At 72.1% G+C, this 18,213-nt stretch carries 19 protein-coding genes and 2 pseudogenes; 4 read left to right on the forward strand and 17 right to left on the reverse strand.

From position 1 onward, the window contains the following. Positions 1–21: 21 nt before the first annotated feature. The 8 genes from OG453_RS29200 to OG453_RS29235 all read right to left on the reverse strand — a co-directional run bounded on the left by OG453_RS29200 (position 22) and on the right by OG453_RS29235 (position 6,816). Positions 22–897 carry a DUF4142 domain-containing protein gene (locus OG453_RS29200; RefSeq protein WP_266871526.1) on the reverse strand — a complete coding sequence of 292 codons (876 nt, stop codon included), beginning with the start codon at positions 895–897 and terminating at the stop codon, positions 22–24. 134 nt (positions 898–1,031) lie between these two features. Further along, positions 1,032–2,048 (reverse strand): TIGR04222 domain-containing membrane protein, encoded by a 1,017-nt coding sequence (locus tag OG453_RS29205; RefSeq protein ID WP_266871527.1) that lies wholly within the window; start codon positions 2,046–2,048, stop codon positions 1,032–1,034. Positions 2,049–2,078: 30 nt separating this feature from the next. Next, the gene (locus tag OG453_RS29210) at positions 2,079–3,371 is read right to left on the reverse strand and encodes a DUF692 domain-containing protein (protein ID WP_266871528.1); all 1,293 of its coding nucleotides are present in this window, start codon (positions 3,369–3,371) and stop codon (positions 2,079–2,081) included. Between the two features lie 97 nt (positions 3,372–3,468). Continuing rightward, positions 3,469–4,236 (reverse strand): DUF4142 domain-containing protein, encoded by a 768-nt coding sequence (locus tag OG453_RS29215; RefSeq protein ID WP_266871529.1) that lies wholly within the window; start codon positions 4,234–4,236, stop codon positions 3,469–3,471. Positions 4,237–4,324: 88 nt separating this feature from the next. Beyond that, complete coding sequence (locus tag OG453_RS29220) at positions 4,325–4,918, reverse strand: TIGR03086 family metal-binding protein (protein ID WP_266871530.1); 594 nt, start codon at positions 4,916–4,918, stop codon at positions 4,325–4,327. 7 nt (positions 4,919–4,925) lie between these two features. Further along, entirely contained in the window at positions 4,926–5,369 is a 444-nt protein-coding gene (locus tag OG453_RS29225) for a hypothetical protein (RefSeq protein WP_266871531.1), read from the reverse strand. An 81-nt stretch (positions 5,370–5,450) separates the two neighbouring features. Beyond that, positions 5,451–6,125 carry a TetR/AcrR family transcriptional regulator gene (locus tag OG453_RS29230; RefSeq protein ID WP_266871532.1) on the reverse strand — a complete coding sequence of 225 codons (675 nt, stop codon included), beginning with the start codon at positions 6,123–6,125 and terminating at the stop codon, positions 5,451–5,453. A gap of 16 nt (positions 6,126–6,141) precedes the next feature. Further along, positions 6,142–6,816 (reverse strand): aminoacyl-tRNA hydrolase, encoded by a 675-nt coding sequence (locus tag OG453_RS29235; protein WP_266873166.1) that lies wholly within the window; start codon positions 6,814–6,816, stop codon positions 6,142–6,144. A 173-nt stretch (positions 6,817–6,989) separates the two neighbouring features. Here OG453_RS29235 and OG453_RS29240 point away from each other — a divergent pair, with 173 nt between their 5' ends. Continuing rightward, positions 6,990–7,952 (forward strand): ABC transporter ATP-binding protein, encoded by a 963-nt coding sequence (locus OG453_RS29240; RefSeq protein WP_266871533.1) that lies wholly within the window; start codon positions 6,990–6,992, stop codon positions 7,950–7,952. Beyond that, positions 7,949–8,617: an ABC transporter gene (locus OG453_RS29245; RefSeq protein WP_266871534.1), complete on the forward strand. Its 669-nt coding sequence runs from the start codon at positions 7,949–7,951 to the stop codon at positions 8,615–8,617. The genes OG453_RS29240 and OG453_RS29245 overlap by 4 nt, the downstream gene beginning before the upstream one ends. Positions 8,618–8,799: 182 nt before the next feature. On the opposite strand, the pseudogene OG453_RS29250 reads toward OG453_RS29245, so the two are convergent. The 3 genes and pseudogenes from OG453_RS29250 to OG453_RS29260 all read right to left on the reverse strand — a co-directional run. Beyond that, positions 8,800–9,321 (reverse strand): annotated as a pseudogene (locus OG453_RS29250) (MepB family protein); the annotation flags it as partial. A gap of 52 nt (positions 9,322–9,373) precedes the next feature. Then, complete coding sequence (locus tag OG453_RS29255) at positions 9,374–10,228, reverse strand: polysaccharide deacetylase family protein (protein ID WP_266871535.1); 855 nt, start codon at positions 10,226–10,228, stop codon at positions 9,374–9,376. 111 nt (positions 10,229–10,339) lie between these two features. Further along, positions 10,340–10,822: an alpha/beta fold hydrolase gene (locus OG453_RS29260; protein WP_323178681.1), complete on the reverse strand. Its 483-nt coding sequence runs from the start codon at positions 10,820–10,822 to the stop codon at positions 10,340–10,342. A 47-nt stretch (positions 10,823–10,869) separates the two neighbouring features. On the opposite strand from OG453_RS29260, the pseudogene OG453_RS29265 reads away from it, so the two are divergent. Beyond that, a pseudogene (locus OG453_RS29265) lies at positions 10,870–11,139 on the forward strand (substrate-binding domain-containing protein); the annotation flags it as partial. Between the two features lie 31 nt (positions 11,140–11,170). On the opposite strand, the gene OG453_RS29270 reads toward OG453_RS29265, so the two are convergent. Continuing rightward, on the reverse strand, positions 11,171–11,638 hold the full coding sequence (locus OG453_RS29270) for a hypothetical protein (protein ID WP_266871536.1): 468 nt from the start codon (positions 11,636–11,638) through the stop codon (positions 11,171–11,173). A 113-nt stretch (positions 11,639–11,751) separates the two neighbouring features. Here OG453_RS29270 and OG453_RS29275 point away from each other — a divergent pair, with 113 nt between their 5' ends. Beyond that, positions 11,752–12,162, forward strand: coding sequence for a VOC family protein (locus OG453_RS29275; protein ID WP_266871537.1), 411 nt, complete (start codon positions 11,752–11,754; stop codon positions 12,160–12,162). Between the two features lie 27 nt (positions 12,163–12,189). On the opposite strand, the gene OG453_RS29280 is transcribed toward OG453_RS29275, so the two are convergent. The 5 genes from OG453_RS29280 to OG453_RS29300 all read right to left on the reverse strand — a co-directional run bounded on the left by OG453_RS29280 (position 12,190) and on the right by OG453_RS29300 (position 18,199). Further along, on the reverse strand, positions 12,190–13,617 hold the full coding sequence (locus OG453_RS29280; protein ID WP_266871538.1) for an MATE family efflux transporter: 1,428 nt from the start codon (positions 13,615–13,617) through the stop codon (positions 12,190–12,192). Positions 13,618–13,628: 11 nt separating this feature from the next. Then, the gene (locus OG453_RS29285; RefSeq protein ID WP_266871539.1) at positions 13,629–14,657 is read right to left on the reverse strand and encodes a cysteine synthase family protein; all 1,029 of its coding nucleotides are present in this window, start codon (positions 14,655–14,657) and stop codon (positions 13,629–13,631) included. Positions 14,658–14,695: 38 nt separating this feature from the next. Beyond that, positions 14,696–16,105 (reverse strand): Y4yA family PLP-dependent enzyme, encoded by a 1,410-nt coding sequence (locus tag OG453_RS29290; RefSeq protein WP_266871540.1) that lies wholly within the window; start codon positions 16,103–16,105, stop codon positions 14,696–14,698. Then, the gene (locus tag OG453_RS29295) at positions 16,096–17,124 is read right to left on the reverse strand and encodes an ornithine cyclodeaminase family protein (protein ID WP_266871541.1); all 1,029 of its coding nucleotides are present in this window, start codon (positions 17,122–17,124) and stop codon (positions 16,096–16,098) included. Before OG453_RS29295 ends, OG453_RS29290 begins: the two co-directional genes overlap by 10 nt. 79 nt (positions 17,125–17,203) lie before the next feature. Then, positions 17,204–18,199 (reverse strand): TauD/TfdA family dioxygenase, encoded by a 996-nt coding sequence (locus OG453_RS29300; RefSeq protein ID WP_266871542.1) that lies wholly within the window; start codon positions 18,197–18,199, stop codon positions 17,204–17,206. Positions 18,200–18,213: the final 14 nt, after the last annotated feature.

Here is an 18,213-nt window from a genome sequence, read left to right on the forward strand (position 1 = left end):
GGGGCCCGCGCCACGGCTTATTCACCATGCGGACGGGAGATCGCCGGTGGATAACGTTCCGCTTCGCGCGGGCCGGCCCTTGCCCCGACTCTCCGGCTTGTCTCTCTTCCCGGTCCTGCCCTTCTCGCCTTCCTTGGGCTTGTGGGGCGGCTCGGTCTTCGTCGGCTTGGGCCGGGACACCGGTGGCGGCAGCGGGAACGTGGGCGATGGGGAGACTGGGGTCGCCGGGGGCGGGGAGTCGGTCGGCTCCGGCGGGGCGGGGGAGCGGGTGACGGGGTCGGGGGCCGCCGACGCGGCGTCCCGCGCCAGATCGTCGAAGTCGACGAGGCCGGTGTCCTCAAGCACCGTGATGTGGTCGAGGACCGTCGTGTTCGCGTCGTCGGCCAGGGCGCGCACCAGCGAGTTGCGGGTGGTCGCGCGGACCTCGGCGACCACCGAGAAGACCTTGCCGTGCGCCGCGCGCAGGATGTTCGCGAATCTCTCGTCGTACGTGGCGCCGCGCGCGTCGTTCAGTTCGTCGAGCCAGTCACGCTGCTGCGAGCTCGGCTGGTTGGGCAGTTCGAGGCCGAGCTGCGTCGCCACCTCGCGCACCCGCGCGTCGAGGAACGTATGGCCGTCGACGAGGTGCTCGCCCGCGGTCTGCACGGCCTTGGCGGTGCCGCGCTCCTGCGCCTGCTGTCCGGCGGGGAGCTCCCAGAGTCCCGCGAGCCGCACCTTGGTGATGAACTCGCGGTCGAGCGCGGACAGCGGGCCGAAGTCGGTCGACACGGTCTCCGCGTTGAGTCTGTCCAGGCCGGTGCCCGAGCGGTCCTCGTACGACCAGATGGGGAAGAGCAGCGCGGCCAGGGTCGCGACGAGCCCCGCGACGATGAGGCCGGTGCCGTTGATGGATCGCATGGCGCCTCCTGTTGCGGCACCGCACGTTAGTGCGCCGCGGGGAGGCGTCTGCCGGTTACCGCCCGGAGTACGTCAACTGCCGTACGAGTAAGGGGCATTGCGGGCGGGCGCCCGCCGTGCCCCTGGCGGCGGGGTCAGGAACCGCCGCCTCCGCCGCCCCCACAGCCGCCACCGCCCCCGCCGGAGCTGCCGCCGCAGGAGGACCCGCCTCCGCCGCCACCACCTCCGCAGGATGACCCGCCGCCTCCGCCGGAACTTCCACAGCCGCCGCCCCCGCAGGCCGAGCCGCCGCCCCCGCCTCCGCCGCACCACGAGGGGCTGCCCGACGAGCACACGACCCCGGAGCCGCCCGAATAGGACGGCGAATGGGGGGCTGCGCGCCGCACCGGCCGGATCCCGTACGCGGCGATCAGCTGGGCCTGCAGCTCGGGGTCGAGCACGCCGTTCAGGCCGCCGATGGCCACGCGGTTCATCGCGTCGTACGCGTGGGCGTAGGCGACGCGGTACTGGTCGAGCGCGGCCCGTCCCGCGGTGCTGACCCGGCCGCCGGCGGACTTGGCGCAGAGCGAGCCCGTGAGGCCCCCGATGAAGACCCCGACGAACAGCAGGACCATCGGGCCGGTCACGGAGTCGCCCGACGGCCCGTCGCCGGCGCCCGCGAAGCCGAAGATGCAGACGACGAAGAACCCCGCGAAGGTCACGACGTTGTGCAGCCTCGCCTTGACCCGCCAGCGGGCCAGGGCCTCGGGCCGCACCATCAGGCCGCGCCAGGCCAGCGCGTCACCGACCGCCTGCACGGCGGGGCTGCGCATCACGCCGATCCGCAGCCAGTGCAGGGCGCCGCTCGGCGCGGCGGCGTGCACCTGGAGCAGGGCGCCCTCCACCGGGTTACGGGCCTCGGGCCGCAGGATGCCGACGATGCCGGGTCCGGCGATGGCCAGTCGGCCGTCCTCGTGCATGGTCGTGATCACGGCATCGGTGACCCTGCCGGGCCCGCCCGCGAGGAACGCGGCCTCCAGGGGGTCGAACACGGCTTGGTGCTGGGCGTCGGGCTGGCGGACATCGGCGTGCAGCGCCGTGGCGAGTCCGACGGCGAGTACCACCGACGAGGCCGTGACCAGCACGAAGTAACAGATCGTCAGAACTTCCACGGTATTTCCCTATCCCCCGTATGCCGCTGTCTATCCCCGCCGCAGCGCGAACCGCGCCGCCCGTAGCCAACGTGTGACCGGCCGCCCGTCCAGCGGCGCGGGACCGGACCGCTCCAGCCACCAGCGGGTCAGCCGGCCCCGGGCTTCGGCGTCCTCCGGCTGCCCGGCGAGCAGCAGCCGCTCGGCGAAGTCGAGCGCGTCACGCCGGTACCCGCCCGTCATCGGGCGGGTCTGCGCGTACGCGAAGAAGTCCGAGCGGAACGTCTTGCCGAGGATCTCCGGCAGCTCGGGCGCCACCTTCGCCACGACATCGGCCCGCTTGCCGGTCAGTGCGCGGCTCTGCACCTTCAGACGCGTGTGGTCGAAGCCCTCAGGCGCGGGAGTGCCCGCGACGAGCGCGGAGAGCAGCGCGGTCTGCGCGAGGGCGGTGCGCTGACGGGCGCCGGGGGAGGCGGGCGGGCAGTCGCCGCGCGCCTGCGAGTCGCCCGCGGGCAGCTCGCCGGAGGCCGTCACCGTCTCCCGTATCGCGTCCAGCTCACGCTCCAGCTCGCCCGGCTCCGGGAAGTTCTCGTCGCGCTCCAGGAGGACGCCGGGCGGGCTCACCCGTGAGGCCAGGTCCGCGAGGATCGCGAGGACCGGCTCAGGGACCGGATGGGCGTGGCTGTCGTGCCAGACGCCGTCGCGCTCGAAGCCGCCCGCCACATGGACGTACGCGATGGCCTCGACCGGCAGCTCGTCCAGGGCCTTGGCCGGGTCCTCGCCGCGGTTGACGTGGTTCGTGTGGAGGTTGGCGACGTCGATGAGGAGACGGACGCCGGTGCGCTCGACCAGCTCGTACAGGAACTGCCCCTCCGTCATCTCCTCGCCGGGCCAGGAGATCAGCGCCGCGATGTTCTCCACGGCGAGCGGCACCGGCAGCGCGTCCTGCGCGATGCGTACGTTCTCGCACAGCACGTCCAGGGCGTCGCGGGTGCGCGGCACCGGCAGCAGATGGCCCGCCTCCAGCGGCTGCGAGGCCGTCAGCGGGCCACCGGCGCGTACGAACGCGATGTGCTCGGTGACGAGCGGCGAGCCGAGGGCCTGCGCGCGCTCGGCGAGTGCGGCGAGGCGGGTCTCGTCGGGGCGGTCCGCGCCGCCGAGGCCGAGCGAGACGCCGTGCGGCACCACCCTCACGCCGCGCTCGCGCAGCCTGAGCAGGGAGTCGGGGAGGTGCCCGGGGCACAGGTTCTCCGACACGGCCTCGACCCAGTCGATGCCGGGCATCCGTTCCACGGCGTCCGCGATCTCCGGACGCCACCCGATTCCGGTCCCCAGGTGCTTCATGTTTCCCCCTCCTCCGCCATGACCCCGCGTCGTGGTCGAGTGTCGGAGTCATGACCCCGACAGCCGCGGGTGAACCCCTGGAGAGGGACGTTCAGAGCTACATTTGAGGTTCCGGCCGATCCGTATTGACCTCTCCCGGCGGTGCGGGCGAGGGCCGTGACGTGGTCGACACATCACCGCTGGGACCGGCGGGAGCAGGCTCGGGGGGAAGCCCGCCGGAGGGCGGGGGAGGCCCGGTGGGGCTGGCCGTGGCGGTGGCGGCGCCACCGTTCGCGATGTCGTCGAAGTCGACGAGCCCGGTCGCCTCCAGCATCGTGATGTGGTCGAGGACCGTCTGGTTGGCGTCGCTGGCCAGCTGCCGGATCAGCGTGTTGCGGGTGCTGTCCCGCACCTGCGCTATCACGCTGAACACCTTGCCGTGCGCGACGCGCAGCAGATTCACGAACTTCCGCTGGTACGTCTCGCCGCTGGCCTCGGTCAACTCCTGGAGCCAGCCCTGCTGTTGGGCGTTCGGCTGGTTCGGAAGCTCCACGCCGAGCTGCGCCGCGACCGAACGGGCCCGCTTGTCGAGGTCCGTGTGGCCGACGATCAGATGGTCGCCGGCCTCCTTGATCGCCTCGGTCGGTGCCCGCTCGACCGCCTGCTGGCCCGCGGGCAGCTCCCACAGCCCCGCCAGCCGCACCTTCACGAGCAGATCGCGGTCGGCCGCCGAGAGCGGACCCCACTGCGTTGCCACGGATCCGGCGGCCAGATTGGCGGGCCCTGTGCCCGAACGGTCGGCGTAGGACCACATCGGGAACGCGAGCGCGCCCAGTGTGGCCACAAGTGCCGCGATGATCAGAGCCGTGCCATTGATGCGCCGCAATGTGCCGTGCCTCCCGTGCCCGTCGACTTGCCGTGGAGGGCAAGCTACTTCCTGGTACCGGGAGATACGGAAGAGGCGTGCGTGATGTTCATCGCTCGTGCCACCGGGGAGAGCGCCCGAGGAGGGCCAGCATCTCGTCGAGCGGGGACGCCTCTTCGGGCGTGGGCAGGACCGGCGCGAACGCGGCACCGGGGCCCCTGCGTCCGGGATCCTTCGGCACCCGCCGGGCGATGTCGAGCGCGGCCCCGACGACCGGCCGTGGCAGGTCGAGCCCGACGCCCAGGGTCGCCGCCACGTCCCAGGAGTGCACCACGTAGTCGAGCAGATGGAAGCCGACGGCGACACGTCCGGTGAACGTCCCGCCGAGCTCGGGAAGCGTGAACCCCCGCTCCAGGACGCCCTCTTCGGCGAACGCCGCAAGGACATGACGTACCGACTCGTCGTAGACCTTGAACGGATCGCGGCCGAGATCCGGCGCGATCCAGTACGTACGGTCGGCACCCGCGCCCCGCGCCGCCGCCGCGAACCCGTGGTGCTGCGCGGCCATGTGCGCCACCAGATCGCGCAGCGTCCAGCCCGCGCAGGTCGAGGGGCGTTCCCAGTCGGTGTCGCGTGCGATGCGCAGGACGCGGAGCGATTCCTGGACGGCGGCGCGGTCGAGCGCGACGAGGTCGGTGGTCATGAGGTCATCACTTTCCTTCCGGGGTGTGAACTGCCGGTTCTGGCCAGGGACTTGAGCCGGTGAGCAGCGCGCTCGCCTCGGCCCAGAGGGCGTCAGGGGCGAGCCGGTCCGCCGTCCAGACGGTGGCGCGCATCGCGCCCCGGTCCCGGTGCGCACGGACGGTCCGCAGATGGTCGGGGCGCGCGACGAACGCGTACAGCGAACGCTCGCCGATCCAGACCGAGACGGACCCCGAGCGCTTGCGCAACGGTTCAACCCAGAGCCACATGCCGACGGCGCCGGGCAGCCCCGGCCAATTTCTTCGCAGCCGCAGCCCCGACAGGGCGATCGGGAGGGTCTGTGAGTGCCGGTGGGCGGTGAACTCGGTGACGCTCACCAGGACCGGGCCCGGCGCGTGCGCCTCGGGTCCCGCCTGCCAGGGCGATCGCATGATCCTGATCCATGAGGGCATGTGTACGAGCATAAAACTATGCGAACGGTCGTGCTACTTGTTTCTTGGAGTTGCTGCCCTCGGGATCAATTCATTCAGCGATCAGGGGAGTTGAAGAACCCGCGCCGGATCCGTCGCCGCCGCGCGCAGACGGGTCGTGATGGCGACGCCCGCCCTGCGATAGGCATCCGGTTCGTCGTGCAGGACCGAGTGCGCGTTCGCCGTCTCCATGAAGGCGATGAGCTCGAAGGCGAGCTGCGGGACGTCGAGGTCCGGGCGCAGTTCGCCCGTGTCGCGGGCCTCGGCGATGCAGCGCTCGACCTGGTCGGTCCAGTCGCGGTCGGCGCGGACCAGCGCGTCGTGCACGGCCCCCTCGCGGGCGTCGAACTCGGCGATCACCCCGTAGAAGAAGCAGCCGCCGGGGAAGATCCGCTGCCGCGAGTAGTCCAGCCAGCACGCGCAAAGGCGGCCCACCCGGCCGAGGCCCGGCGGGGACTGCCGGGCCGGCTCCACCACCGCGTCCAGGAAGATGCGGCCCGCCGCGCGGACCGTCGCGAGCTGCAGCTCCTCCTTGGAGCCGAAGAGCGCGAACACCCCGCTCTTGCTGAGCTTCAGCTCGGTGGCGATACGGCCCACCGACAGCGCGTCCAGACCCTCGACCGACGCGATGTCGACCGTGCGGCGCAGGACGAGCCGCCGGGTCTGATTGCCGCGCTCGACACGGCCGTCGAGCTTGGCGAGCCTGCCGGTGCCTTCGCCGTCGGTCTTTGTCGCCATGTCGGCCCTCCTCGGCTCAGCGCAGGGCGGGGTGGTCGGCGGTCACCGTGCAGGAGCCCGGCGCGATCTCCGTGAACCCCGCGTCCCGCACCACCGGCAGGCCGCTCGCCACGAGTTCGCGCCAGAGCGCGGCGTCCGGGGTGCGGACGGAGAGCGGGAAACCGGCGTCCCGCCAGGCCGCGCGCTCCTCGTCCGACAGCTCCCACCAGGCCAGCTGGGCGCCATGGCCCGCCTGGGCCATCGCCTTGCCGGCCGACATGTCGACATCGGGGCTCATCCACAGGATGGGCGCGGTCGCGTCCGCCGGGGGCAGCGGCTCCGGGTCGTCCAGGTCCGTGCCCGACACCTGGAGCTTCGCCAACTCCTTGGGCCAGCCGTCCAGCGGGACCGGCGGGAAGACGCGGACCTCCGCCGACTTGCCCGTGACCGTGATGCCGGGCAGCGCCTCGGCCCTGCGCCACTCGGCGCCGCGGGCTCGCCGGACCACCTTGCGGATGCGGGCGTCCTGCCAGTCCCGCATGGCCTGCGCCCACTGGCCGTCACCGAGGGACCGCTCGTCGCTGAGCATCACCAGGACCGCGCGGGCCGCCGTCTCCAGGGCGTCCGTACGGTGCGGCGGCTCGGCCTTCTCGATCCGCGCCACCAGCGGCAGCACGAACTGCGGTGCCTCGTCGCGCGAGACCTGCTCCACGCGGAAGGGGCTGCCCTGGGGGTCGCGGGTGTCCTGGCCGTTCTGGGTGCCGGTGTTCCCGGCGGTCGGGTCGCTGCTCACCCGACCAGTCTGCCAGGCCGAAGATCGGTCCTGGCAGGGGCTTTGTCGTACCGGTTGCCCCTTGCGCGTTGCCCCTGCGCGAGGATGTCCGGATGCAAGGTGATCAAGATCCTTACGGTGGCCGCGCCGATCTCGCGCTGCGGCTCGACGGGGTGGGGCGGCGCTATGCCGTGGGCGGGCCATGGGTGCTGCGCGGCGTCGGCCTTGGCATACGCGCGGGCACGCTCGTCCGGATCGAGGGCGCGAACGGCACCGGCAAATCGACGCTGCTGCGCATGATCGCCGGGATCGACGCCCCGTCCGAGGGCCGCGTCGTCGGCCGGCCGCGCACGGCGTACGTACCCGAACGCTTCCCGGCGGCCCTGCCGTTCACGGCCGTCGGATACCTCACGCACCTGGGCCGGATCCACGGCCTGCCGAAGGGCGAGGCCGCGCGCGGCGCGGAGGAGCTGCTCGAACGCTTCGGCGCCGGAAGTTACGCGCGTACGCCCCTGTCGGAGCTGTCCAAGGGCAGCAGTCAGAAGGTCGCCGTCGCGCAGGCCCTGCTCGCCGGGCCCGAACTGCTCGTCCTGGACGAGGCATGGACGGGCCTGGACGCCGCGGCCCGCGACGAACTCGACAGGACCGTCGCCGAGCGCGTCGCGGAGGGCGGCGCCGTCGTCTTCGTCGACCACGACCCGCGGCGGCTCTCGGGCGCGGTGGACGTGACGTACGCCGTCGTGGGTACGGAGGTGAACCTCCGTACCCCGGAAGCGACTTCGGAAGCCACGGCCCCGCAGGAACCGTCCGTCGTCATCGAGGCACAGGGCCCACCGGGAGCGCCGCCACCCGCGACCCCGGGCACCGTCACCGGGCACTCCCCGGAGGGCGGGCTGCGCCTGACCGTGGCCGCGACACACTCGGACGTGGCGCTGCGCGCGCTGCTGGGGGCGCGTCCGCCGTGGCACGTGGTGTCGGTGTCCGCAGGGTCCGGGGCCGATTCCGGGCCGGGGTGCGAGGCCGCTGCGGCTTCGGCCCTGGAGACCAACTCCGAGAGCGAGGTGCGAGGCCGGTGAACGCCCTGCTGCACTATCAGTCCGCCCTGCTGCTGCGCTCCCAGCGCTGGCTCGCGCCGGTCATCCTGTACGCCGCGTTCCTCGCCGTGGGCGTGCAGAGCGGGCAGCCCGTCCTCGACTCCCTCGCGTACGCGGCCGCCGCGCTGCTGCCCGTCGCCGCCTGGATCGTACGGATCTGCGTCACCAACGAGCCGCCGTCGGCGCGCAGTTGCACGGCCGCGGCGGCGGGACCCTGGCGGGCGCACCTGGCCACGCTGCTCTCCGCCTTCCTGGCGAGCGCCGTGCTCGGTGTCGTGGCCACCGTCGTCGTCGCGGTGATCAGCGACGCGGCGAGCACCGATCACCGTACGGCGGTGAACCGGATCGCGGCGAGCGGCGCCGGTCTCCTCGCCATGCTGGTGAGCGCCCTGCTCGGCACCGCGATAGGCGCCGTCACCAACTGGCCGCTGCTGCGTTCGCCGGCGTGGGCGATCTCCGTGCTGCTGCTTGCCGCGCTGCTCGCGCTCGTCACCACGGGCTCACCGGCGCAGGCGGTCCTGACGGACCTGATCACGGGGTCGCGGGACGGGGTGGTGCCGGTTCCGTTGTTGCCGGTCGCCGGGGCGGGGGCGCTGGCGGCCGCGGCGGTGGCGACGGCTTGCGGGCTCGCTTCGCGTAGGGGATGAGGAGAGGGGCTGGGGGGAGGGGGCGCGGCTCGGGCGGTCCCTCGGGATCAGCCCGAGCAGGCCGTGCGCTGCGCCTCGTGCCACTCGCATACGGGGCACAGCGTGACGCCCTTGTGGGACTCCGGGTACTCGGTGGGCTTCCGGCAGAGCACGCACTCGGCCGACGGGCTGCCGGGCACCGATGGGTGGTAGAGGGCGCGGGCGCGCGTCAGGTCGGCATGCCCGTCCTGGGCGAGGTCGAAGAAGTGGTTCACCTGCCATGCCTGGGTGCTGCGGGCCTGCCGGTTGGTCGTGGTCACCCACGGCGGATAGACGCGGAATCCGCGCTTCCCGCCGGAGCCGTCGCGGGAGACGATGCCGCGCTCGCACAACACCTCGCGCGGGAACACGAACTGTCCGAAGCCGTCGTCGTCGCGGCTGCTGATGACGAAGAGATCCACTCCGTCGTCGGCGTCGAAGGGCCGGATCGGCCCCTCCGCGGACCGCTGCCACACGGTGACGAACTGTCCCACCTTCGTCGGGGTGGTCTTGGCCACGCGAAACCGGACCGAGCGGCCGTCGAGCGTGAACCCGTGGGCCGCGTACTCGGCACTCTCCGGTTCGGGCACCGGCAGTGAGCAGGCGAAACCGCTCGGGTCGTACACCGATGTCTTCGCTGCCAGCAGGTCGTCGTGAAGCCCCGTCCACGGCTGATTCGTCACCATGCAGTCATCCTGCCATCACGTCGGAATGACTCATCCATCCGCTCCATCCGCTCTATCCGCGCGGACGGGCGCTGCCGATCTGCTCCGACACCCGGACGAGCCGGAAGCCGCGCTCACGCAGCTTCGGGACGATCGTCCGCAGGGCACGCTCGGTGGCGGGAGCCGCGCTGCGGGTGCAGTGCATGACGACGACCGAACCGGGCCGCACCCCGTCGAGCACCTGCTTGGCCACCGCGTCGGCGTCCGTGGCGAACGCGTCGCCGCTCACCACGTCCCACTGCACCGCCGTGACGCCGCCCGGTGCCAGCGCGCGCAGCGCCTGCTTGTCGTAACAGCCGCCGGGGAAACGGAAGTACGGCACCGGGCGCTCGATGCCCACCTTGCGGAAGGCGGTGAAGGCGCGCTCCATGTCGGCGCGCATGCCGGAGGCGGGGACGGTGGGCAGGCCGTAGCAGTTCTTGGTGAAGGCGTAGTGGCTGTACGAGTGGTTGGCGACCTCGAAGAGCGGATCCCGCCCGATGTCCTTCGCCTGCGCCGGGTACTCCTCGGCCCACCGCCCCGTCATGAAGAAGGTCGCGGGCACATTCAGCCGGCGCAGGGTCGCCACCAGCGCCGGATTGTCGAACCGCTCGCCGGCCGCGGCGCGTGGCCCCTGATCGGCGGTCATGTCGGCGTCGAAGGTGAGGGCGACGGTGGGTGCGGCGGTTTTGGTGCGGGGGGCGTTCTTGAAGACGGGGGTGAGGCCTGCGGGGCCGGGGGCGAGGGTCGCCGGTCCCTCGGTGGCGCGGACCCGCTCGCGCGGGGCGGGGGCGGGGGCGGTGTCGCTGCCGCAGGCGCCGAGCGTGGTGAGCGCGAGGGCGCTGAGAGCGCAGGCGGTGGTCAGCCGCCTGGTGGCCGGTGTGATCATCTGGCGAACATAACGGGTGAAGCGGCGCAAATCGCCGAAGGTGGGGCGCGCTGGCCCCCGGACGGCGGATCCTTGCTCGCCGGGAAGCGGCGGGTCCGGACCGCCGGAGGCCTAGACCCAGCCGTCCAGCGACGCCATGAACGCCTCGAAGTCGTCCCGGTGGATGGTGTGCCCGGCCCCCTTCACCGTACGTATGGTGAAGCCCCGCCGCTCCAACTCCCCTTTCAGCTCATCGGAGATGAGGAAGCTGGGATCCGCCACCTGTACCAGGGACGGGACGACGGGAGCGGCCGGCGTGCGATCGACCGCGTTCTCCCCGGAGAGGGCGAGCGCGGTGCCCGGATCCCATGCCGCCAACGTCGCCACCTCGACGTCGACATCCGCGTCCTCCCAGCGCGGATTCAACTCCGCGATCATCGCGCGCGACGCCTGCTGGAACTCCACGAACACGGCAGGGTCGACCGACCCGGCCTGCCCGAGCGGCCACGCCGGGTCGGAGTAGACGGCACGCGCCGGCGCGAGCCGCTCCACCGCGAGGCCGAGCGCCATCCCGCCGAGCGAGTGCCCGATCGCGAGCTCCGCCCCGCGTGGCAACGTCGCGACCAGGTCGTCCGCGAAGATCTCCGGGCCGTATGCGCCGCGACGAGTACGCGATGCTCCTGATGCGGGCCCTGCAGGACGCCGGGTTCGACATCCCGGGGGACGTCGCCGTGGTCGGCGCCGATGATCTGCTGCTCGGCAGGCTGTTGCGCCCGAGGCTCACCAGCGTACGCATTGAACTCCCCGCGGCCGCCGAGGTCGCCGCCCTGGTCGACCGGCTCGTCCGGGAGCCGGAGACGCCACCGGCCGTGCACTGGCGGGCGAGGGTACGCATCGAGGCGAGGGAGTCCAGCCGCCCGGCGGCGGAATGAGGCTCACGGGCGCTCGTCGGCGGAGTGAGGGTCAGGAGCGGTCGTCGCCGCCACCCGCCTCCCCGTCGTCGGACAGGACAAGCCCCGCCGCCCCGCCGAACCGCCGCCGCAGCAGTTCGTACTCCGCCTGGCGGCGCAGCGGCCCCGGTGGGCGGATCACGGTGCGGGGCGTCGAGATCTGCTGGCCCAGGATGAACTGCTCGCGGGTCAGGTCCAGTTCGAGCCCGCTCGGCAGGCGGTTCCACCAGTGGTGGCCCTGCTGTTCCCCCGCCGAGGACCGCACATCCCCGCACAGCAGCACGCCGCCGAACAGGTCGTGGACCAGGAGCGCGGTGATGTCGCAGTGCCCCCAGGCCGGATTCTCGGCGCTCCACGGCCTGCGCTCGAGATCGTCGGGGGAGCAGGTGTCGGCGGACCACGCGGCGCGCAGCGCGGCGTCGATGCCGGCCAGCGTCAGCGGATTCGCGGTCGGCGGGAGCTCGGTCGTCGGCGAAGTCATGTTGGCCACGTTGGCATCCGCCACTGACAATGCCGGACGGATGCCCCGCAACGACCGGCTCCCACCCACCCCCGGCAGACCGCACCGACCCGCACCGACGAAGGGCCCCACCCATGCGCTCGACCCTCTTCAACGTCGCCTTCGACTGTGTCGACGCCTACGAACTGGCCCAGTTCTGGAGCAAGGTGGTCGGCCATCCGCTCAACGACGACGACTTTCCCGGTGAGTCGACGGCGGCCATCGCCCTCCCCACCGGACTCCACCTCTACTTCGCCCAGGTCCCCGAGCCGAAGGCGGCCCACAAGAACCGGGTCCACCTGTGCCTGCAGCCCGATGGACCGCGCGACGCTGAGGTCGAGCGGCTCCGCGCCGCGGGCGCGACCGTGGCGGCGGACCGCCGCAATCCCGACGGCACCGGCTGGGTCGTCTTCACCGACCCGGAGGGCAACGAATTCTGTGTGCTGCGCAGTGCCGCCGAACGCGCGGCGGGCGAATCGGCAACGTGTGACGGAGCCGCAGGGTGACCCACCGCGCGCACGGTGAGTCAGGTGCTACCCGCTGACCGCCCCAGCCGCCACCGCATCCCCCCGCCCGGCCAATGACGCCGAGTATCTGCGCAGCAGCAGGACTGCCGTGGTGGCGAGGCCCGTGAGGAGGCCGAGCCAGATGCCGGTGGTGTCCAGGGCGAGCGGGTAGGCCAGGAGCCAGGCGGCGGGGAGTCCGACCGCCCAGTATCCGATGAGTGTGATGCGGAAGCCGCTCTTGGTGTCGTCGAGGCCGCGCAGCAGCCCCACCCCGATGTTCTGCGCGCAGTCGAAGAACTGCAGGAACGCCGTGACGACGAGCAGTTGCGTGGCGATGGTCAGCGCGCGGTCGGATCCTGAGTCCATGAAGGGGGCCAGGATCAGGCGGGGCACGGTGAGATAGGCGATGCCGACGACCGTCATGACGGCCGCCGCGCACGCGAGCGCGGTGTTCTTGATGCGTCGCGCGTCGTCGACGCGGCCGAGGGCCAGTTCGCGGCTCACGTTGATGGACGCGGCGTGGGAGAGGCCGACGGCGACCTGGAAGACGATGTAGACGAGCTGGTTGACGGCGGTGTGCGCGGCGAGTGCGGCGGGCCCGAAGGAGCCGGCCATCAGCGCGGTCAGGGAGAAGAATCCCGCTTCCGATCCGTACGTCGCCGCGATCGGCACCCCGAGGCCGACAAGGCGCTTGACCGTGACCGGGTCGGCCTTGGTCACGCTCAGGGTGAGCAGCGGCGCCAGTTCGCTGTCCCGCTTGGCCGATACGTAGAGGGCGAGGAAGGAGAGCAGATAGACGGTGGACGTGGCGATGCCGATGCCGGTCAGGCCGAGCCGGGGCAGGCCCCAAGTGCCGTGTATGAGAACCCAGTTGAGGCCCGCGTTGACGGCGATGGATGCGACCGTGATCTGCAGCAGGGCCTGCGGTCGCCGCATGCCGACGGTGAACTGGCGGATGGCCTGGAACCACAGACACGGAAGGAGTCCGGGAGCCAGGGCGAAGAGCATGCTCTGGGCGCGGTCGACGACGTCCGCGTCCTGGCCGAGCAGCGGCAGGGCCTGGCCGATGAGGATCATCAGGACGGCCCCGGCGATGCCGGCGAGGGTGGCCACGGCGAGGCTGGCGCGGACGATCCCGCGGACTTCATCGTGACTCCCGCAGCCCGCCTCCCTTCCTTCCTCTGGTCCCGATTCCCTTACGGATTCCGCCTGTTCGGCACGGGCCGCCGCGGCCGCGATCTGGTTGCCGACGGAGGTGACAAGGCCGACGCCCATGGTGCGCAGCTGGTTGAAGATGACGATCGCCAGGCCGCCCGCCGCCAGCTCCTGGGTGCCGAGGAGGCCCATCATCACCGTGTCGGTGGTGGTCAGGGCGACCTGTGCGAGCTGGGTGAGGACGAGCGGGACGGCCAGGGTGGCGAGCGCGCGGCTGTCGCGCAGGAGGGTGGTCGGCATCGGCATCGGTGTCATCGGTTCCTGCGGAGTTTGCTGAGGAGCTCCTCGATCTCCCGCTCCGCTGCGGGATCGAGGAGGCCGCGGGCCTGCATCCAGGAGTCGTTGAAGACGGTGTCCAGGTACTTCTCGCCGCCGTCGTTGACGAGCGCGACCATAGTCGTGCCGGGCGGCAGGGCGGGCAGCCGGGTCAGCGCCTCATGGACGACACCGCCCGCGGAACCGCCGATCAGCAGCCCCGTGCGGGCGACGGCCCGGCAGGTGGCGAACGCCTCGATGTCGCCGACCTTCACGCCCTCGTCGATGAGGCCGAAGTCGACGAGGGCGCCTATCTCGGCGCCCTCGGGTGTGCCGGTGCCCGACTGGTAGTAGTCGTGGGCGGGCCCGCCGAACGCGATGGACCCCTTGGGTTCCACGCCGACGGTCGTGAAGTCGGCCATGAGCGTACGCAGTTCACGTGCCGTTCCGCAGAGGGCGCCGCCCGTGCCGACCGCGCCGACGAGCACGTCGATACGTCCGTCGAGCGCGTCGTGGAGTTCATGGGCGACGGGGAAGTATCCGACGCCGTTGCTGGGGTTGTTGTGCTGCTCGGTGAAGATGGTGTTGTCCTGGCCGCGCGCCATGTCCTCGGCGAGCTCCTCGCGGGCGGCGGTGGCGAGTTCATCGGTCCCGTCGTCGGCCACGTAGACGAGTTCGGTGCCAAGGGCCTTCATCCCGCGCAGTTTGTCGGCGCAGGCGTGGTGGTCGACGACGGCGGTGAAGGTGTAGCCGCGTTCGGCGGCGATGACGGCGAGGCCGAGCCCGGTGTTGCCCGACGTGGACTCGATGATCCGGCCGCCGGGGCGCAGTTCGCCGCGGGCCTCGGCGTCGGCGATCATCTGCCGGGCCATCCGGATCTTGGCCGTGCCGGTGGGGTTGAACATCTCCAGTTTGAGCAGCAGGCGGCTGCCGGTCTCGGTGGCGGCGAGTTCGAGGAGGGGGGTGTGGCCGATGAGGTCGGACACGCGGGTGACCACGGCGGGGCGCTGAAGTGATCCGGGCATCACAGCTCCTGGGGTGAGTCGGGTCGGGTCGGTCACGATCAGGCTCGGAGGAAGTGACGGTCGAACCGCCAGCGTGGACGCACGGCTGGACGCCCTTCCGGACGCTCGACGCGGTCGATGACCACCTTCGGTGGCAACGGCAGTTCATGGAACGGCGATTCGTTGGAATCCATCTGGTACCCGGCTGTGTTCGGATACACGAGCAGATCCCCCACCCGAGGTCGCCGCCAGAACGGGACCTTTCGCCAGGTGAGCAGGTCCGACTCCAGACATGTCGCCGCGCCCACGCTCGCGGGATAGACCCCCGGGGAGTCGCCGGAGGACCGGGGCAGCAGCCAAGGCTCCGGCAGATACTCGCTGTTGAACCACTGCTCCGACAGGCTCAGGCTGCTCCCGTCGACGGTCAGGATCCGATAGCCGTCGCGTTCCTTGACCCCCTGGATCCGGAACACGCTGCCGCCCGCCCGGTCCAGAAGCGCACGCCCCGGCTCGACGAGGAGCGTGACGCCGCACTCCTTCAACAGCCCGGCGAGCGGCTGCCCGTGCCCCTGCGGCCGGGACGAAAGCAGGGCCGCGAGCGCCCCGGCCCCGGCGACCGGCGAGTGGTACGGATAGAAGTCCCCGGAGTCGAACGACTTCCCCGCGTGAAAGTGCCCACCGTGCTGCTCGGCGAGGAACGCGCGCCAGCTCTCGGCGTCGGTGTAGCTGACCGGCAGCCCGCCGCCGACGCTGATCCGGTCCGCCGCGAGGCCGAGCGCGCGCGCCTTCAGGCACCGCTCGACGAGCCGGGCCGCCAGCTCGGCGCGCGGCCCCACCTCGTATCCGGAGAGATGGAAACTGAACCCCTCCATCCGTACGGAGTCGCCCGCCCGGACGCAGCGGTCGAGGGCGGCGGTCAGTTCGGCGTCGGTCATGCCGAAGCGGCTGTGCGGCTGGGTTGGCGGCAGGCAGCGCAGCAGCACTCGGGCAGGGCGGAGCGCGGCCACTGTCTCCGTCGCGAGCAGCGCGTCGAGTTCGTCGAGGGCGTCCACGGCGATCAACGCGCCCTGCCGCACCGCGAGTTCGAGCAGCTCGCGCGCCTTGGCGGGACCGGTGACGACGACGTCCTCGCCGCGTACTCCGTGGCCCAACGCCTCGCGCAGCTCACCGAGGGATGCGACGTCGACGCCCGCGCCGTGCGCCGCGCAGCGTTCGACCCACACGGCGGCCTTGTTGGACTTCTTCGCGAAGTACACGAAGCCGTCCACCTCGGCGGCGGTCAAAGTCGCCCGCATCGCCTGCAAGTTGGTGTCGAAGGCGTCCGGCAGGAGGAAGTGGAACGGGCCGCCGAGCGCGTACGAGAGTTCATCGAGCAGCCCGCTCGCCAGGACCGTCTCGGTGGCGGGATCGGGCAGGGCGGGCACGCTCGGCCAGGTGGCCCCGCCCCCGGCGGATGCGGTCACTGCCACAGGGCCACCTCGGTGCCCAGGCCCTGGGCGATGGCGAGTTGGGCGAAACGGTGGCCGAGCGCGATGTCCGTGACGACCAGGCCGCTGTTGTACGCGAAGATCCGGTCATCGGCCGACCGGCGCCCGACGGCGGCTCCGGCGAGCACGGGCGGGAACTCGGCATCCACCGGCGGGAGTTGGCCCTTCGCGTCGGCCATGTCGGTTCCGGTGACGTTCATCTGTGCCTCGCTCGTGGCGATGAGGCGGTCGGCCTCGTGGAGCGTCGAGGGGGCGAGCCCGTGCCCGACCAGGATGCAGAGCGCGCCGGGCTTGAGCCAGTCGGCCTCGACCGCGGCGGGGGTGTGCCCGCCCGCCGTGGCGACGATGACGTCGGCGTCCGCGGCCGCGGCCCGCAGATCGGTCACGATCTCCAACTCCCGCTCCGGGAAATGGGAGTTGAGCTCGGCGCGGACGGCAGCGATGCCTTCGGGGTGGGTGCCGGACAGCATGAGGCGGTCGAGGCCGGGCAGCGCGGTGAGCAGGAACGGCAGGGCGAGCCGGCCCTGGGTCCCGGTGCCGATGACCAGCGCGCTGCGGGCGCCGGGGGTGGCGCACTCGCGGGCCAGGAGCGCGGAGACGGCCGGGGTGCGCAGGGAGCCGATGCGGGAGCAGTCCATCATCGCCACCGGAAGACCCGTGACATCGTCGTACAGCGTGAGCGAGGTGTAGTAGTGCTGCTCGTCGCGGCCCTTGTCCAGGCCGTGCTTGTACGAGGTCTTGATCGCGACGACATCGCGGGAGCCGTCACGGCCGAGCATCGCGTAGGCGACCGAGTGCTCGTCGCGCGGTTTGACGGTCAGCTTGCGGGGGTTGTCGGAGCGCCCCGCGTGGAGGGTGCCGTAGGCGTCCTCGACCGTGGCGATGACGTCGGCGAGGGAGATGTCGATGCCGGCGAGGTCCGTGGTGGACAGGACGCGCAGGCGTCGGCCGGCGCCGTCGGCCGTCCCGGTGTCCGAGGGGCTCGTCGATATTCGGGTCATGGGGGTGTACCTCCGGTCCGTGGGCGGGAGTTCGGGCCGCGTGTGCCGGGCGGCGCCGACGCACGTGCGCCGGGCAGGGTCAGCGCGCGTGTGCTTCGAGCGCGCTCTGGCCGTAGCCGTGCTCGGCGGCTTCGGCGGGCGGCCGTGTGCGCCGCCCGGGGACGCGTACGGAGGCCCGCTTGAGCCAGCGGTCGGTGCCGTCGTAGCGGGCTTGGAACGGCACCCGGCCGTGCACCACGAGGTCGTTGTCGACGACGAGGATCTCGCCGGGCGCGAGGCTCACCGCGACCGAGGCGCGGGCGAGTTCGGCTTCGAGGCGCCGGTAGGCGGCGCGGTAGGGCGCCACCGCACGCTCCACCGGGGTGTACGCCGGGTCGAACCGCAGCGTGAGGCCGTCATCGGTCGCGAACAGGGCGGGCACCGCGGGTGGCGGCTGGTCGGCGTATCCCTGGGCGGCGGCGTACGCGTCGTCGGGGAGGATCGGCAGGACGGGCCGCGCGAGCAAGTCGACGTCTTCGTCGGAGAGTTGGACCTTGCGGACGCTGGCCGCGGTGGTGGCGACGCGGTCGTGATTGCGTACGCAGCCGAGCATCAGGAGATGGGCGCGGCCGGGGTGGAAGGCGTCCTCGGTGTGCGGGCTGAGGAGCACCGCGCTGCTCGCGCCGGTCTGCTCGGCCTCGTGGCCGGGCGAGGGGACGATGTTGTGCACGAACCGGCCGTCCTGCTGGCCCTCCCAGGCAAGGGGGTTGCCCATCGCGCAGGCGAGCAGCAGCAGCGTGATGTCGTGGACGGCCCCGCTGTCACCGGCGTCGGCCCAGCTCGCGGGTGTCGGCCCGATGGCCTGGTCGTCGACGTCGAGGCCGCGCAGGACGAAGAGTCCGTCGGCGGTGTCCACGGGCCGGCAATGGTGCAGCAGACGGGGGTCGAAGCCGGTGGCGGCCTGCGCTATGCGCTCCAGGAGCCGGGGAGACGTGGCGGATGTGCCGAATTCGGCGAGTATCTTCTCGGCGGTTTCGCGGAGTTGGTGTGCGGAATGGGGGTCGAGCGTGCGGACAGGTGCGGCTGCCGTGCTCATCGCGAAATAGTCCG

Source organism: Streptomyces sp. NBC_01381, from assembly GCF_026340305.1.
Lineage (GTDB): Bacteria > Actinomycetota > Actinomycetes > Streptomycetales > Streptomycetaceae > Streptomyces.